The organism is Kribbella sp. NPDC048837 (genome assembly GCF_055586945.1).
The window spans coordinates 12,031-27,332 of record NZ_JBVJHF010000017.1 but is presented as its reverse complement, the minus strand read 5'-3'; the positions used below and the strand labels follow the sequence as shown (position 1 = coordinate 27,332).

Here is a 15,302-nt window from a genome sequence, read left to right as displayed (position 1 = left end):
TCGAGTCCCTGGCGGCGCACAACAGCCCAGGTCACGAAGGTGTCCTGGGCTTCGTCGTGTCTGGAACAAACCACAAACTGACCACTTTGCCTCTTCGGCGGAGCGAGTTGAGCCGTCGTCTCCCCGCTCCGGTGATCCCTTCGACCTCCATCTGATCGTGACTGTGCGTCACATCACATCGCTTCGCATCGCTGCCGGAGTCTCGGTTCCCGCCGAACGCCCGGCGTTGAGCCGCCAACCATCTCTCCGGTTGGAGGCGTGACATGGCCAGGCCACCACTGCAGATCGGATGGTGGGGACAGGTACCCTTCTGAGCTTCGCTCCCGCTCCTTGCCCGATGCAGCTGCTCGCCACGAGCTGGCCGCCGGTTCTCCTGACGGCCGTACGGCGAACGAGCCGCTGACGGCGTCTAGTTGCCCGACATGCGGTCATCGCTCTCGATTAGGTACGAACTGCAGGATGCCGGCGGGTGCACGGGGAACCGGGGATCGGTGGTCAGTCGTTTACTCGTTCGACTGAGCCGCCTGGGACGAGTTGGGCGGGGAGGTATCGCACAACGGGCGACCGCGGTAGCGGGGGGCCGGAGCCATCGAGGCGTCGGCGCAGCAGATCGGCGGCGCTCGTCGCGATGTCCTGGGTGGGCTGGGCGATGACGGTGAGGCGCGGCACCGTAGCCTGAGCGAGCTCCGCGCCGTCGAAGCCCACGAGTGAGATGTCGCGTCCCAGCCGAAGGCCCGACTCGTTGATCGCGATCAGGGCTCCGAGCGTGAGCTCGTAGTTGGCGCAGAAGATCGCGGTGGGCCGGTCGCGCATGGCAAGGAAACCACTGATCGAGTCGTGTCCGGTACGGACGACCAGCGGACCGCGCGCCTCGTACTCCGGGGACAGGGCAACGCCGGCCTCCGCGAGCCGCTCGGTGAAGCCCGAGGCTCGCAGGCGCATGGTGGAGACCGAGGGATGCCCGGTCACGATGGCGATGCGCCGATGCCCGTGATCCAACAGGAGGCGAGCAGCCATCGCGCCCGCACCAGCATTGTCGAGGAAAACCCCGTCGGTATGGAGCTCGTCCGCCGCCCAGTCGATGAGCACCACCGGTACCCGCTGCATTGCCGTGCGGAGGGGCTCGATGTCGTGAGCGGACGGCACGGCGATGATGCCGTCCACCATCTGGCTCAGCAGCAGTCCCACCGTGTCCTCCTGGCCGGACGGGCTGGCGGCCACGATGACGTTGATGCCGGCGGATCTGAGCGCAGCCTCGACCCCGGCGATGATCGTCAGATGGAAATCATTGTTGAGCGCCGGCAGGACGACGCCGATGGTTCCCGATCGCCTCGACCGTAGGCCGCGTGCCATGGCATTGGGGCGGAAGTCGAGCGCGGCGGCGGCTGCCTCGATCGCAACGCGATTCGACTCGAGCACGGTTCGGCCGTTGAAGTACTTCGAGATTGTGGCGAGAGACAGACCCGTCTCGCGCTGGATGTCCTTGTAGGTGGCCATCGCCCTCCTCTCATCCGCACACGCTGTCGACCAGGAACACGAATCGTATCGTCTCGTCGTCCCCACGTGAGGCCGTGACGCGACCGCGCTCCGCACAAATCGCGCGCGATCTGATCGTAGACAGGGCGAAACGTTACGTGCTAACTTGCCTGACAAGCTGACTGGTGAGTCGAATATGCAGTCGCAAACGACAGCTTCGACGAGGAGTGTTCTGGTGTTGATCGAGTCCAATCCCGTGGCGAATGCCAGTGCCGAGGGCAACGAAGCCGATCGCGTCGAGTGGTTCCGCGACCTCGGGCTGGGGTTGTTCATCCACTGGAGTGTCGATACGCAGCTCGGCTCGGACGTGAGCCATCCGCTCGTCGGCGCATCCCAGGATTTCGTCGAGAGGTACTACCACGAGCTCCCCCGGCGCTTCCGTCCCCGGCGCTTCGACCCCACCGAGTGGGCCGAGCTCGCCGACCTCGCGGGGATCCGGTACGTCGTCTTCACCACCAAGCACCACAACGGGTTCTGCATGTTCCGCACTGCCACGACCGAGCGCCATGTGGGCAACACCCCGTTCGGCCGGGACACGACCGCGGAGATCCTCGATGCCTTCCGGGAGCACGGCATCGCCGCCGGCGTCTACTTCTCACCGGACGACTTCGCCTGGCTCTGGGAGCAGGGCATGCCGATCCAGCGGTCGATTCCGAGCGTGCAACCGGCCGCGAATCCCGGGCTGATGGAGCTGGCGAAGGCCCAGATGACCGAGCTGCTCACCGAGTTCGGCCCGGTTGATCTGGTCTTCTTCGACGGCGAGGCCGAAGGACTCCGCGAACATGCGTGGGAGACGGACCCCGGTGTCGTGGTGACTCGCGGCGCGCTGCCTACCCCCGAGCAGTACATCCCGGGCCAGCCGATCGACGGCGCCTGGGAATCCAACCTCACCATGGGCACGCAGTGGACCTACAAACCCACGAACGAGACCTACAAGTCCGGGACCCGTTTGATCGAGATCCTGATCGAGACCCGGGCCAAGGGCGGCAACCTGTTGCTCAACATCGGCCCGAAGCCGGACGGAACGATTCCGGTCGAGCAGGAGGCACGGCTCCAGGAGCTCGGACTGTGGATGTTCGTCAACCGGGAGGCGATCTACGCCACCCGCCCCTGGGTCGTCACGAACGAGGGCGAGCTCTGGTTCACGGCATCGAAGGACGCCAGGACCGTGTACGTCGTCGTCACCGGTGAGCGCTGGAAGTGGGGCGAACGGCGGGAGTTCGTACTCCGATCGGTCAAGGCCACCGACCTCACCGAGGTGTCGATCCTGGGGCAGAGCGGACAGCTGATGGAGTACCGGCCGGAGCTCGACGTGACGCCGCGCTGGGAGCAGACCGAGGCGGGTCTCGTGGTCTCGGCTGTCAACGCCCAGCGACTGTACAACGACAAGAAATGGCCCAACCCGGTCGTCATCAAGCTGACCGACGTGGAAGCGGCCGCCGAACCGACCCGGATCTCCACGGTGGACGCCTCGTGGGACGAGCTCAGCTCAACCGTCTCGGTCACTGTGGCGGTTCTGGCCCGCGGGTCCTCGGAGTCCGTGCTGCTCGGAGCGGAGTACCAGGACATCACCGGCATGGACACCATGGAACGCCCGGACGAATGGACACCCACCGAACTCGTCCCCGATGCGGGCACCGGCGTACATGCTGCATTCCCAGCGGAACCCGGCCGGCTTTATGCCGTCCGTGCGCTCGGCCGGACCGCGCTTCTCGACGTACGCGGCCCCGAGCTGAAGATCCGCACATCCGGAACAGCGAGCAATTGACGCCCCTCAGGCTCGGCAAGAACACCGTTCGACATTGTCATTGAGGAGGAATGATGCAAGTACCAAGCATTCCTGCGGGAGCGGGATTGAGCCGGCGCACGTTCTTGCGGGCGGCGGGTGCAACCGCGTTCGCGGCCACCGGGGCGAGCGCCCTCGCAGCGTGTTCGTCGTCGAGCCCGACCACGACGTCGTTGGTCGAGTCCAAGCTCTACCCTGCCGCAGGCGCCCAGAAGCTCAACGACAGCTTCGACTGGGGGAAGTCGGTCGTGGCCGACCCGAAGTCCTCGGTGACCATCACGGTGGCGCATTCGTGGTCGCCGGCGGACTTCGTGCGTCAGCAGCAGTTCGACTACTTCTTCCAGAAGCGTCATCCGAACATCAAGATCGTGGCCGAGAACGCCGGCGACAGCTCGGCCGACTACTTGAAGAAGTACTCGAGCCAGGCCGCGGGCGGCAGCCTGCCGGATGTCATGTACAACGGGTTCGGCTTCGCGCAGAACTTCATCGGTTCGGGCGCGTTCCTGGCGCTCAACGACTACATCTCCGCTGAGCCCGGCTTCAATCCCTCGGATTTCGCCGACGTCTCCACCGGGTATTACAAGCGCGACGGTCAGCAGTATTCGGTGCCGTACGACTGCGGACCCGTGATGATCTACTACAACAAGAGTATTTTCTCGAAGGCGGGCGTCGACCTGCCGAGTGCGAGCTGGAAGTTCGACGACCTGCGCAACGCGGTCCTTGCGACGACCAGCGGCCAGGGCGGGTCCAAGATCTTCGGCCTGTCCCTGCCGGTGACGCCCGCCGACACGTTCTGGGACCCGGTGCGCCTGTCTCCACTCGGTGGCCACTATCTGAGCGACGACGAGTCGCAGGTCCTGCTGGACCAGCCCGAGTCGATCGCCGCAGTGGAGTGGTGGGTGGACATGTATCTGCAGAAGGGCGTGTTCCCTTCTCCGTCGGAGTTGCAGGGGTTGTCGCAGGCCGACGCCTTCACCCTCGGCCGGGCCGCCATGAAGGTGGACGGATCCTGGGGAGCCCCGTCGCTGCGCGAACAGGCGAACTTCGAGTGGGGCATCGCGGACTGGCCGGCCGGCCCGAAGGGCCACTCCACGGCCGCTGTCGGCAGCGCCTACTCGATCACCACCAAGAGCGGGAACAAGGACGCGGCCTGGATCTACCTCAACGAGTACCTCTCGACTTCGGGCCAGGTGTTCATGTTCGCCAGCACAGGCAAGGGCAACATGACGAGGAAGTCGGCCTGGCCGGCCTATCTCAAGTCGGAGGCAGCGCCGGAAGGCGCCGACGCCATCTACCGCGCGCTCAACACCTATGCGACCAGCAAGGGCGTCGTGTTCGGTCCGGCGACGCCGCAGATCACCAATGCGGCGACCCCGATCTGGGATCAGGTGATGGGAAAGTCGCTCGGTGTCCCGGACGCGTGCAAGAAGATCGCGGCGGCGATCCAGCCGCTCCTGAAGAAGAACGCCGCAGGCTGAGACGAGAATCGGCATGGCACAGGCTGCACTCGAGACGAGGACGAGGCGGACTCGACGGCGCACCAGCAAACTGGCGCGCCGCGAGGCGCGGGCCTTCTACGGCTTCGCGTCTCCGTGGATCGTCGGCTTCATCCTGTTCGGCGGCGGCCCGGTCGTTGCCGCACTCCTGTTGAGCTTCGCCCACTGGTCGCTGCTCTCCACGCCCAGCTGGGCGGGCCTGGCGAACTACCGCAAGATGTTCGCAGACCCCTTGTTCTACAAGTCGATCGTCAACACCGTCTACTTCGGCGCGGGATCGGTCTGCCTCGGTGTGGTCACGAGCTTCCTGCTGGCGATCCTGCTCAACCAGAAGGTCCGCGGCCTCGGGTTCTTCCGCACGGTCTTCTATCTGCCTTCGGTCGTGGCCGGCGTTGCCACAGCCATCCTGTGGGTCAACATCCTGCAACCCGACTCCGGCCTGATCAACAGCTTCCTGAGGTTCCTCGGCATCAAGGGACCGGGCTGGCTGGTGGACGAGCACTGGGCGATCCCCGGTCTCATCCTCATGTCGGTGTGGGGCGCGGGCAACACCATCGTGATCTACCTGGCCGGTCTGCAAAGCATCTCCCCCACGCTCTACGAAGCTGCCCGCCTCGACGGCGCCGGATGGTGGAACCGGTTCTGGAACGTCACCGTTCCGATGATGTCGCCGGTCATCTTCTTCAACGTCGTCACGAGTCTCATCGCCAGCTTGCAGGCCTACACGCTGGTCCTGGTCATGACCGAGGGCGGACCGAACAACGCGACTCTGATGCTGGGTCTCTACATCTACCGTCAGGCGTTCGAGTACTTCGACATGGGCTACGCGGCCGCCCTGTCGTGGGCGATGTTCGCCCTCATCGGCGTTACGACCGCCCTGCAGTTCGTTCTCGCTCGCCGCTGGGTGCACTACGACGCGTGACCCGACCATGGATCGGAGCTCCACCATGACCTTGACAGCGACGCGGCCCAGCCAGGTCCGGCCGGTGCAACGCCGGCCCCACACCCCCAGCCAGACCTCCGCCGCGCGGATCCAGAAGACCAGCACCTACATCCTGCTCATCGCCGGCACCGCGGTCTTCGTCATCCCGTTCCTCTGGATGCTGACCACCTCCCTGAAAACTGCGCAGGAAGTGCTTGCCTACCCACCCAAGCTGCTGCCTGCGACGCCGCAGTTCGGCAACTATCCGACCGCGTGGACCTCGCTGCCGTTCACCACGTTCCTCATCAACTCGATCATCATCACCGGCCTGTCGGTGATCGGGAACCTGGTGTCGTGCGTGCTCCCCGCGTACGCGTTCGCCCGCCTGCGAGCCCGCGCCCGAGGCGCGCTGTTCGCCCTCATGGTCGCAACCATGGCGATCCCCGCCGAGGTGACGCTGGTGCCGACGTTCATCATGTTCAGCAAGCTCAACATGGTGAACACCTACTGGCCGCTGTTCCTGCCGGCCTGGTTCGGCTACGCCTTCTTCATCTTCCTGCTGCGCCAGTTCTTCCGGTCCATCCCGCAGGAGATCACCGATGCTGCCAGCATCGACGGCGCCGGTCACCTCCGCACCCTCTGGTCGATCTTCCTGCCGATGTCCAAACCGGCGATCGCGGCCGTCGCCATCTTCAGCTTCGTCGGCAACTGGAACAACTTCCTCACACCGCTCATCTATCTGCGGACTCAGAACAACTTCACCCTCGCCCTCGGCCTCAGCTTGTTCAAGGGCCAGTACGAGACGCAGTACAACCTGATGATGGCGGTCGGGATCATCTCCCTGCTCCCGATCCTCATCGTCTTCTTCCTCGCACAGCGGACATTCGTCGAAGGCGTGCGGCTGAGCGGACTGGGGGGCCGATGAGCACCGTGTATCTCGTCAGCGAAGTGCGGTCGCCCCTGGTGGACTTCGGTCTCGCAGAGATCCGGCAGGCTCTCGAGGCAGCCGGCCACGACGTCGTCGGTCCTTCGCCGGTACTCCGCAACGACCCACGTCTCACGCCGGTGATCGTCGTACGAACAGCCGGCTCGGCCGACGAGGTCGACGCGTTCATTGCCGGCGCCGATGGCCGGCCAGGCCCGGCGTACCCGGACGAGTCCTTCACCATCGCCGGCGCCGGTGGCCGGGTCGTCATCGCAGCCGCCCACCCCCGCGGCCTCCTGTACGGCTGCCTCGAGGTCGCCGACCTCGTCCGGGCGGAGAGCTGGGCCGATGACGGACTCGACGTGACGAGATCGCCATCCCTCGCGGTCCGCGGCGTGAAGTTCAACCTGCCTTACGAGCCCTACTCCGACGGCGATCCGTTCAAGCAGAACCTGGAGACCTGTTTCGATCTGGAATTCTGGCGCGACTACCTCGACGAGCTCGCCCGCAATCGCTACAACTGCCTGAGCTTGTGGTCGCTCCACCCGTTCCATCTGATGGTGAGCTCTCCCGAGTTCCGCGACGCGAACCCTTTCACCGACGAGGAGATCGCCGAGCACGAGAGGTTCTTCCACGCGCTGTTCGGCCACGCCCGCGATCGCGGTATCGACATCTATCTGTTCACCTGGAACATCTATCTGCCCGAACCGGTGGCTCGGGGCCTCGGCCTGCCGGCCGCCTTGGCGAACAGCAGCGAAGGCGCCGAGACCATCAATCGTTGGGATGCTGCGCGCGCCAGACAACGCGCCCCACAGGTGTCCGCCTACTACGAGGAGATGATCTATCGCCTCCTCATCACCTATCCCGAACTCGACGGCATCGGCACCAGTGGTAGCGAAGCCATGAGCGGGACGGGCAGCGAGAAGGAGCAATGGGTGGTCGACACCTACCTCCGGGGAATCGAGCGGTCCGGGCGGCGGGTGAAGTTCCTGAACCGCACCAACATGCAAAGCACCGCCGACATCATCGCCCTGGCGAAGCCGAGGATCGACCCGGGTCGCTTCTACATCAGCTGGAAGTACTCGATCGCGCACTGCTACTCACATCCCCGCCCTGCCTTCGAGGACTTGCTCCACGCGTGGGACGGGGTCGACCTCGAGGAGACGCAGCTCCTCTTCACCGTGCGGAACGACGATGTCCACACGCACCGCTGGGGCGATGTGGAATACGTTCGGGAGTACGTCCGCGGGATCATCGAGAAGACCTACGTCCACGGCTTCTACTGGGGCGCGGACGGGTACCTCTGGGGCCGTGACTTCCAGCATGTCGACCACGGCCACAAGGCGTGGCGCTGGGATTTCGAACGGCACCGCCTGCAGTTCCAGCTGTGGGGCCGGCTCGCCTACGATCCCGACACCGCTTCGGATGTCTTCGAACGCTTGGCACGAATCGACTACGGCGACGACGCCTCGAACCTGTACGAAGGGCTCCGGCACGCCTCGAGAATCATCCCCGCGGTCAATCGACTGTGCTGGCGGGACCTCGACTTCCAGTGGCACCCAGAAGGATGCCTGACTCGCGACCACGGGCTCCGGACCGTGCTCGACTTCCTCGACAGCTCTCCCATGCCCGGTGCCGGGACGATGGGTATCCGCGAGTTCGCGAAGGCCGAACGACGCGGCGAAACGTCGGCTGAGACTCCTCTCGACGTGATTGCGCTGCTGACCGAGGAGTCACGCACGGCCGAAGAGTTCGCAGCGGCGGCGGAGGACCGCAACCCGGCCTGGCGAGAACCGCTCGCCACCTGCGCGATCCTCGACCTCCGGGCCACGGCCGCACTGGGCAGGTACTACGCGGCGAAGATCGAGGCAGCCCTGGAACTCGCCCGGGCCGAGGAGCGCTGCGAGCCGGAGCGCGCCGTTCGGTCGGCCGAACTGCTCGACGAGGCAGTCGAACACTGGACAGCCCTCGGTTTCTTCTGGAGCCAGCACTATCGGCCGTACCAGATGGCACGCGTCGACCGAATCTTCGGCTACCCGTTCTACCTCGACGACGTGCGCCGCGACGTACACCTTGCGCGCGCTTTCGGGGACAACCTTCTACTGGGAGAAGTCACGCTATGACGTTCGTGCCGACCGAGGTTGATCCCGGTCTGCTGCCTTCGCGGGTGCTCGCGTCCGGAGCACCCATCCCCCCGATCGGAATGGGCACCTTCGGCTCCGACCGCTATTCCGCGGACGAGATTGCCACCGCGGTGGCGGGGGCGATCCGCAGCGGCTACCGCCTGATCGACTGCGCTGCCGTCTACGGCAACGAGTCGGAGATCGGCGTCGTGCTGGAGATCGCCATCGCGGAAGTCGTACGTCGCGAGGACCTCTTCGTCATGTCGAAGGTCTGGAACGATGCGCACGCCCCCGCAGATGCAGTGGGCTCTGTCCACGAGTCCGTGCGACGGCTTCGACTGGAGTACCTCGACGCCGTGTTCGTGCACTGGCCGTTCCCCAACCATCACCCGCCACACGCGGCGGCCGAGATGCGTGACCCGCGGGCCACGCCGTACGTGCACGAGCGGTACATGGAGACGTGGCACGCTCTCGAGAACCTCGTCGACGCAGGCCTGGTGCGTCACCTGGGCACGTCGAACGTGACGATCCCGAAACTCGCACTCATCCTCCGGGACGCTCGAATCGCTCCCGCTCTCATCGAGATGGAGCTGCACCCGTGCTTCCAGCAGCCGGAGTTGTTCCGGTACGCCGTGGACCACGGCGTCCAACCGATCGGCTACTCCCCCTTGGGCTCGCCCTCACGTCCGGAGCGCGACCGCAGCGAAGACGATCTGGTCGACGTGGATCACCCCATCGTCCGGCGGATCGCACGCAACCACGGAGTACATCCGGCCCTCGTCTGCCTGAAGTGGGCTGTCGCGCGCGGTCAGATCCCAATCCCGTTCTCTGTCAAGCCGGAGCAGTACGCCGCGAACATCGCCGCCGTCCTGTCCGACCCGCTGACGCCTGCCGAGATCGAGGACATGCGCGGAGTCGAACGCAACAACCGCCTCATCAAGGGACAGGTGTTCCTCTGGGAGGGATCGGAGTCGTGGCTGGACCTCTGGGACGTCGACGGCACGATCCCGGGCTGGAACGGCTACGGATCCCCCCGCGCCCAGGACGACCGCTGATCAGGAAGAGAAGGTCATCATGCTCAACCACGAACTCATCCACCCGCCACTGCTCGAAGCTCTGGCGGTTGCCGGGCACGGTTCACGCATCCTTCTCGCAGACGGGAACTATCCCTACCTGACGATGATCAACCCGGCGGCCCGCCTCGTGCATCTCAATCTCGCACCCGGCCTGCTCACGGTGACCGACGTACTACCGCTGATCCAGACCGCGGTGAACTTCGAGAGCGCCGTCGTGATGCGCCCCGCTGACGGAGTCGACGCATCCGTGCAGGAGGAGTACCGCAAACTGCTCGGGAACGACCTGCCGATGGAGCAGGTCGACCGATTCGACTTCTACGACATCGTCCGCTCCCCCGATGTCGGTCTTGTGATCGCCACCGGTGAAGAGCGTTTGTACGCGAACCTTCTCCTGACCATCGGGCTTCGCTCCCGCGGCAACGGACAGCCGCCTGCGGCGATCGGCCGCCGATAGAACGACTTCGGGACGAGCCTCCTGACCCGCACCGGCGGCGCCGTCACGCCGACACGATCAGGGAGCAGAAGAACGTCGATGCCTGTCTGTCAGGCACAGCTGGCCCTGTCCCGGCACCGCGAATCCGCAACGAACTGGGCGAGATATCAGCACACCTGCCAGTCAGGTTGACTACCAGTCAATTATGATGCGCATACCGACCGAGACCCGAGTCGGGTGCACAGACTCAAGGAGGCGGTAGGAGTGAGTGTCGAACTCGAGAACACCTCGCTGACCGACTCGCTGACCACAGCGCTGCGCAAGCAGATCATCACCAGTGAGATCCCACCGGGTGAAAAGCTCTCGGAGATCTGGGTCGCAAATCGTTTCACTGTCGCCCGGCCCACCGCCAAGGCCGCACTGGATCGACTCACGAACGAAGGACTTCTCCGCCGCGGCCCCCGCCGTACCGCCGTAGTGCCACAGCTATCGGCCGATGATGTCAGTGACCTCTACTTCGCCAGGGAGCCGATCGAGTCCCGGGCAGTGGTGACGCTCGCGCGCCGCGGCGAAGTGCCCGGTGACGCGGACCGCTCGTTGGTTCTGATGCGAATGGCGGCCGACCGCAACCAGCACGGCGAGCACACCGAGGCCGACATCTCCCTGCACCGCGCGTTGGTCGCCGCCACCGGCAGCAAACGCCTGCGCCGCATGCACGAAACCGTCATGGGCGAGACGCAACTGTGCATCGCACAGGTTCGCGCCCACGCCGGCGTCGACCTCATGGCCCTGACCGACCGCCACGCTGCGATCCTCGATGCCATCCGCGGCGGCAATCCGGACGAGGCCGTGACCGCGCTGCTCACCGACCTCAACAGCTGCCGCGACACCCTCCTGTCCGACCTCAGGGCCGCACAACGGCGAGCCGAGGTCGGAGCCTGAGCGCGCATGCACCATCGATCGTGCCCGTTAGATTCTCACCGGCGCGGCGTTCCAGGGCGCCACGAAGAACGCGATGACGGCGGCGCGGAGTGCACCGGGCGGTCATCGACCTGGGACCTCAGCACGGTTGAAGTTCACTGGACCATAACCACGGTGTTGTGCAGGCCGCTCGAGCCGTTGGGGCGCGGCGGGGCTTGGTCGGCGGTCTGTACCCGCCCAGCCCGTCGGCAGCCCGAACAGTCAGCTTGTGGTTACCTGACGTCGCACCGCCAACGCCTCCTCCACCTCCCCGACTGGGCCCTCGCCACACTCCGCACCCGCCACGCCTCCGCCATCCGCGTCGAGCCTCCGCGCCTCCGCCGCCAAACCGGCACGACGCGCAAACGGGTAGCGGACCACCTCAGCTGGCCCCAAACGAGAGTCGAGCTCATGGAAACCGGTCGCATCAAGGTCGACCAACAGCTCATCGCCACCCTCGTCACGACCTACGGCATCCGACTCGCGAACCACTACGCCGTACTCGCCCAAGTCCACGACGCCACCCAGCCAGCCGGATCCGACAAACTCGCCTGGATCCACATCCCACGCCCTCCGCAAAACCACCGCCACCGCCCTCGACCAAGCCGGCCACACCGCCCGCCAGATCACCGACCAACTAGGCCAAGCCAAAGTCTCCATCACCCAAGACATCTACTGCTTTGAGCGTCGTGGACGCGCTGGAGTTGCAGTTTGACTTTGGCGGCCGTCGGGGACCACCGCCCGGCTGAAGAGTCCGCCGGACCGGGCTTGAGGGACCTACGCCTCTGCCGTCCCGGACTCCCTCAGACGATGCTCGCTATCGAAGGTGCGGCACGGACGAGCACCGTTGGTGGGCGACATGACCAGGAGCGCGGTCAGCCGAGCATCACGCCGGCTGGGCAGAGTCACGAGAGCGACCGTCGCTGCGAGCCTCCTTCTTGGGTTCGCCGCGTCGTTGGTGCCTCTTGGGTCGGCCCCCTCCGACCCAGCCGGCGACGCGACGGAGACAGTCATCGCCCGGTACCGGGAGCGAATCCCCCGATTGATGGACGAGCAGGGGATCCCGGGTCTGGCTGTCGCGCTGGTGAATGGCGATCGGGCGCTGTGGGTCGAGGGCTTCGGCTACCGGGACCATGCGGGCGGTGCCCCGGTGACCGCGGACACGATCTTCAGCGTCCAATCGATGTCGAAGACCTTCACGGCTACGGCGGTCATGCAGGCCGTCGCGGCCGGCCGACTGGATCTCGACGAGCCGATCACCACGTACTTGCCCAGGTTCACTGTCCGCAGCGCGTTCGAGGAGCACCCCGAGCGGAAGATCACGCTCCGGATGCTCCTGGGCCACACCGCCGGCTTCACCCATGAGGCCCCGGTGGGTAACAACAACGAGCTCGATCCCGGCGACTTCGACTCGCACGTCCGCAGCATCTCCGACACCTGGCTGCGCTTCCCGGTCGGCAGCGGGTACGCGTACTCGAACCTCGGGATCGACCTCGCCGGCTACATCTTGGAGCGAGTCGAGAGCACACGGTTCGCGGACGTGATGCATGACTCGCTGCTCGGCCCGCTGAGCATGAACCGCAGCACCTTCGATCGGACGACGATCCGCTCGACCGCGGATCGCGCGGTGGGACACGTCTATCCCTATCCCGAGATCCCGGTCGACGTGCCGATGACCGCCGCCGGCGGCTTGTACACCAGCGCCACCGACCTGACCCGCTTCCTTCGCTTCCAGCTCAACGACGGCTCCATCGACGGTCGCGTGGTCCTCGATCCGAAGTCCATGGAGGAATCACGTACTGTCCCGGCACCCAGTGCCGGAGCACCGGCCGGCTACGCGCTCGGCGTCACGCGCACGCGGTGGAATCGCTGGGACCAACGGCCCGATCTCTTCACCCACGGCGGCGGTGGCTTCGGCTTCCTCTCCGACCTGTGGTGGCTGCCGCAGGTTCGGATCGGGATCGCCATCTTGACCAACTCCGAAGATCACCAGCTCCAGGGAAGTCTCGCGTTGTCGATTCTCACTGACGTGCTGACGGAGCCGGGTGTGTATCGCGATCGGCTGCTCGAACTGCCGTCGCGGCCGGCGGTGGTCGATCCGGGACGCTTCGAACCCCCAGCCGGGATGGCGAAGCTGATCGCCGGCACCGCCATGGTCGCGACTGGTGATGAGGCGACCCGCTGGGCGGCGTACGCCGGTCCGTACCGAGCGCCCGACTGGGGTGTGCTCGCTCCAACTGGTCCGCTGGGCCGGTTCGTCGTCGACGAGGGCGTCCCGTACTTCGAGGTCGACGACACGGAATCGCTCGTCCGCCACCAGCTCGTCGAAGTCGCACCCGGTCTCTTCCTCGCAGACAACGGCGAGACGCTAGACCTGCGAGGCGCTGTCCCGAGGTGGCAAGGGCTCAGGCTCGCCCGAGTGGCAGAAGGCCCCGCCCGGTGGCAGTGGGGCATTCTGGGCATCGCCTCCCTCGTTGCAGCCGCGTGGCTCGTCGCTGCCGCAGCTCGTGAGGTACGTCGCCATCGGTTGCGCTCGGCTTCCAGCGGGCGGCCCGCCGGCTTGCGTCGGATCGCCGCCCTCACGGCGCTCGTCACGGCGATACTGACGATCGCAAACACGGCGCTGGTCGCATGGATGCCTGGACTCGTGGACTCCGGCTTCCTCGGATGGCTCGACCTCCCCATGGCCCAACGCTTGGCGTTGCATCTGCCACTGGCGCTGGCCGTTCTGAGCGTGTCCACACTTGTCCTCATGACCGCGGGGTGGGTACTCCGCTGGTGGTCGAGTGCGCTCAGACTCCAATACGCAGTACTTGCGGTTGCCTCAGTCGCAGTGATCGCTCAGCTCGCCGCTTGGCAGCTGATCGGCTGGGGGCTCTCGTGACTTCGGCTGTCGCAAAGCCCGAGGTTGGCTCTGACTGCTGCGTGACCGTCAGTCGATCGGTCGAGGCGGCACTTGCCTGTACGGGTACTGGCCGGCCGGTGCGGCCCACGGATTGGGCATCCACCAGGGGATCCAGGGGCGGGACAGTTGAAGTCGGTTGGTCAGGGCGATGACCCGAACGCCGAGCACGGCGGATCTGTGCGAGGTTGGGCAGGTTCCGTGACCTGGTGATCAGGTGCTGTGGATGACTGCTAGCGGGCAGGTTGCGTGGTGGAGGACGCCGCGGGTGACTGAGCCGAGCAGGAACGACGTCACGCGACGGTGGCGACGACCGCCGACGACGAGCAGCTGGGCATCGCTGACCTGTGCGGCGGTGACGACGCCATCGACCGGGTGGCCACGGCGTACGTCGGTCTCCGCGATCAGTTCCGGGTGCCTCCGTCGCAACTCGTCGGCGACGGAATCGACGTACCGGCCGGCGTTCTCGGCCCACTCCGTACCGACCCCTGCGATGTTCTTCGCATCCCAGCTGTAGACGGCGGGCAGATCCCAGACGTGCACGATCCGCAGTGGCACCTGCCGCTCCTCGGCGGCGGTGACGGCGAACTCGAGCTCGGCGTAGTTCGCGCCGATGTCGTCGATCGCGACCACGACCGGACCGGCATGATCACTCGGTTTCCACGCATCTGGCACAACCACGACCGGCATCGTCGCCTGATGGACCACGGCCTCCGAGGTCGAACCGATCAACAGGCGCTTGAAGGCGCCCACACCGCGCCGGCCGACGACCAGCATCGCGCTGACCTCGGCAGCCGCGACCAGCGTGACCGCGGGCGACCCGATCAGCAGGTCGGCTTCGTGCTCCAAGCCGTTGCCTCGGCTGTCGAGATGCCGCTGGACATCGTTCACCAGGTCGGCCGCGCTGTCGTCCGTCACGATCGGCGACCAGTACGGCGTACTGTGCACCATCTTCTCGATGACGTGCAGCGCCCGGAGGGGCTCTTGCCGCAACTCGGCCTCCTGCAGCGCCCACTCCAGCGCACCGGAGCCACGCCACGAACTGTCCACGCCGACATGGATCACAGACTTGCGGGTGGTGCTCATGGTCTCGTCCTCCCCCTGGTCCGCCACCTCGATCGTCTGGCGGCGGCTGTCGGTGTC

Annotated in this window: 12 protein-coding genes; 10 read left to right on the top strand and 2 right to left on the bottom strand. The window is 65.9% G+C overall.

Annotation, left to right across the window (positions count from 1 at the left end):
* Nucleotides 1-495: 495 nt before the first annotated feature.
* Entirely contained in the window at nucleotides 496-1,497 is a 1,002-nt protein-coding gene (locus ACZ6O0_RS42890; RefSeq protein WP_465770871.1) for a LacI family DNA-binding transcriptional regulator, read from the bottom strand.
* A 214-nt stretch (nucleotides 1,498-1,711) separates the two neighbouring features.
* Here ACZ6O0_RS42890 and ACZ6O0_RS42885 point away from each other — a divergent pair, with 214 nt between their 5' ends.
* From ACZ6O0_RS42885 to ACZ6O0_RS42840, 10 genes are all read left to right on the top strand, one after another.
* Nucleotides 1,712-3,304, top strand: a complete 1,593-nt coding sequence (locus ACZ6O0_RS42885; protein ID WP_465770870.1) for an alpha-L-fucosidase — start codon at nucleotides 1,712-1,714, stop codon at nucleotides 3,302-3,304.
* 86 nt (nucleotides 3,305-3,390) lie between these two features.
* Entirely contained in the window at nucleotides 3,391-4,800 is a 1,410-nt protein-coding gene (locus ACZ6O0_RS42880) for an ABC transporter substrate-binding protein (RefSeq protein ID WP_465770869.1), read from the top strand.
* Nucleotides 4,801-4,813: 13 nt separating this feature from the next.
* Nucleotides 4,814-5,740 carry a carbohydrate ABC transporter permease gene (locus ACZ6O0_RS42875; RefSeq protein WP_465770868.1) on the top strand — a complete coding sequence of 309 codons (927 nt, stop codon included), beginning with the start codon at nucleotides 4,814-4,816 and terminating at the stop codon, nucleotides 5,738-5,740.
* A 25-nt stretch (nucleotides 5,741-5,765) separates the two neighbouring features.
* A complete protein-coding gene (locus ACZ6O0_RS42870; protein ID WP_465770867.1) occupies nucleotides 5,766-6,665 on the top strand; it encodes a carbohydrate ABC transporter permease in 900 nt (299 codons plus the stop codon).
* Nucleotides 6,662-8,788 carry a hypothetical protein gene (locus ACZ6O0_RS42865; RefSeq protein ID WP_465770866.1) on the top strand — a complete coding sequence of 709 codons (2,127 nt, stop codon included), beginning with the start codon at nucleotides 6,662-6,664 and terminating at the stop codon, nucleotides 8,786-8,788. Before ACZ6O0_RS42870 ends, ACZ6O0_RS42865 begins: the two co-directional genes overlap by 4 nt.
* Nucleotides 8,785-9,843, top strand: a complete 1,059-nt coding sequence (locus ACZ6O0_RS42860; protein ID WP_465770865.1) for an aldo/keto reductase — start codon at nucleotides 8,785-8,787, stop codon at nucleotides 9,841-9,843. The genes ACZ6O0_RS42865 and ACZ6O0_RS42860 overlap by 4 nt, the downstream gene beginning before the upstream one ends.
* Nucleotides 9,844-9,862: 19 nt before the next feature.
* Nucleotides 9,863-10,318 (top strand): RbsD/FucU family protein, encoded by a 456-nt coding sequence (locus tag ACZ6O0_RS42855; protein WP_465770864.1) that lies wholly within the window; start codon nucleotides 9,863-9,865, stop codon nucleotides 10,316-10,318.
* A 243-nt stretch (nucleotides 10,319-10,561) separates the two neighbouring features.
* On the top strand, nucleotides 10,562-11,239 hold the full coding sequence (locus ACZ6O0_RS42850) for a GntR family transcriptional regulator (RefSeq protein ID WP_465770863.1): 678 nt from the start codon (nucleotides 10,562-10,564) through the stop codon (nucleotides 11,237-11,239).
* A gap of 6 nt (nucleotides 11,240-11,245) precedes the next feature.
* A complete protein-coding gene (locus ACZ6O0_RS42845; RefSeq protein WP_465770862.1) occupies nucleotides 11,246-11,941 on the top strand; it encodes a helix-turn-helix domain-containing protein in 696 nt (231 codons plus the stop codon).
* A gap of 175 nt (nucleotides 11,942-12,116) precedes the next feature.
* Nucleotides 12,117-14,141: a serine hydrolase domain-containing protein gene (locus tag ACZ6O0_RS42840; RefSeq protein ID WP_465770861.1), complete on the top strand. Its 2,025-nt coding sequence runs from the start codon at nucleotides 12,117-12,119 to the stop codon at nucleotides 14,139-14,141.
* Nucleotides 14,142-14,372: 231 nt separating this feature from the next.
* Here the strand turns inward: ACZ6O0_RS42840 and ACZ6O0_RS42835 are convergent, their stop codons facing one another.
* A complete protein-coding gene (locus tag ACZ6O0_RS42835) occupies nucleotides 14,373-15,245 on the bottom strand; it encodes a universal stress protein (RefSeq protein ID WP_465770860.1) in 873 nt (290 codons plus the stop codon).
* Between the last annotated feature and the right edge of the window lie 57 nt (nucleotides 15,246-15,302).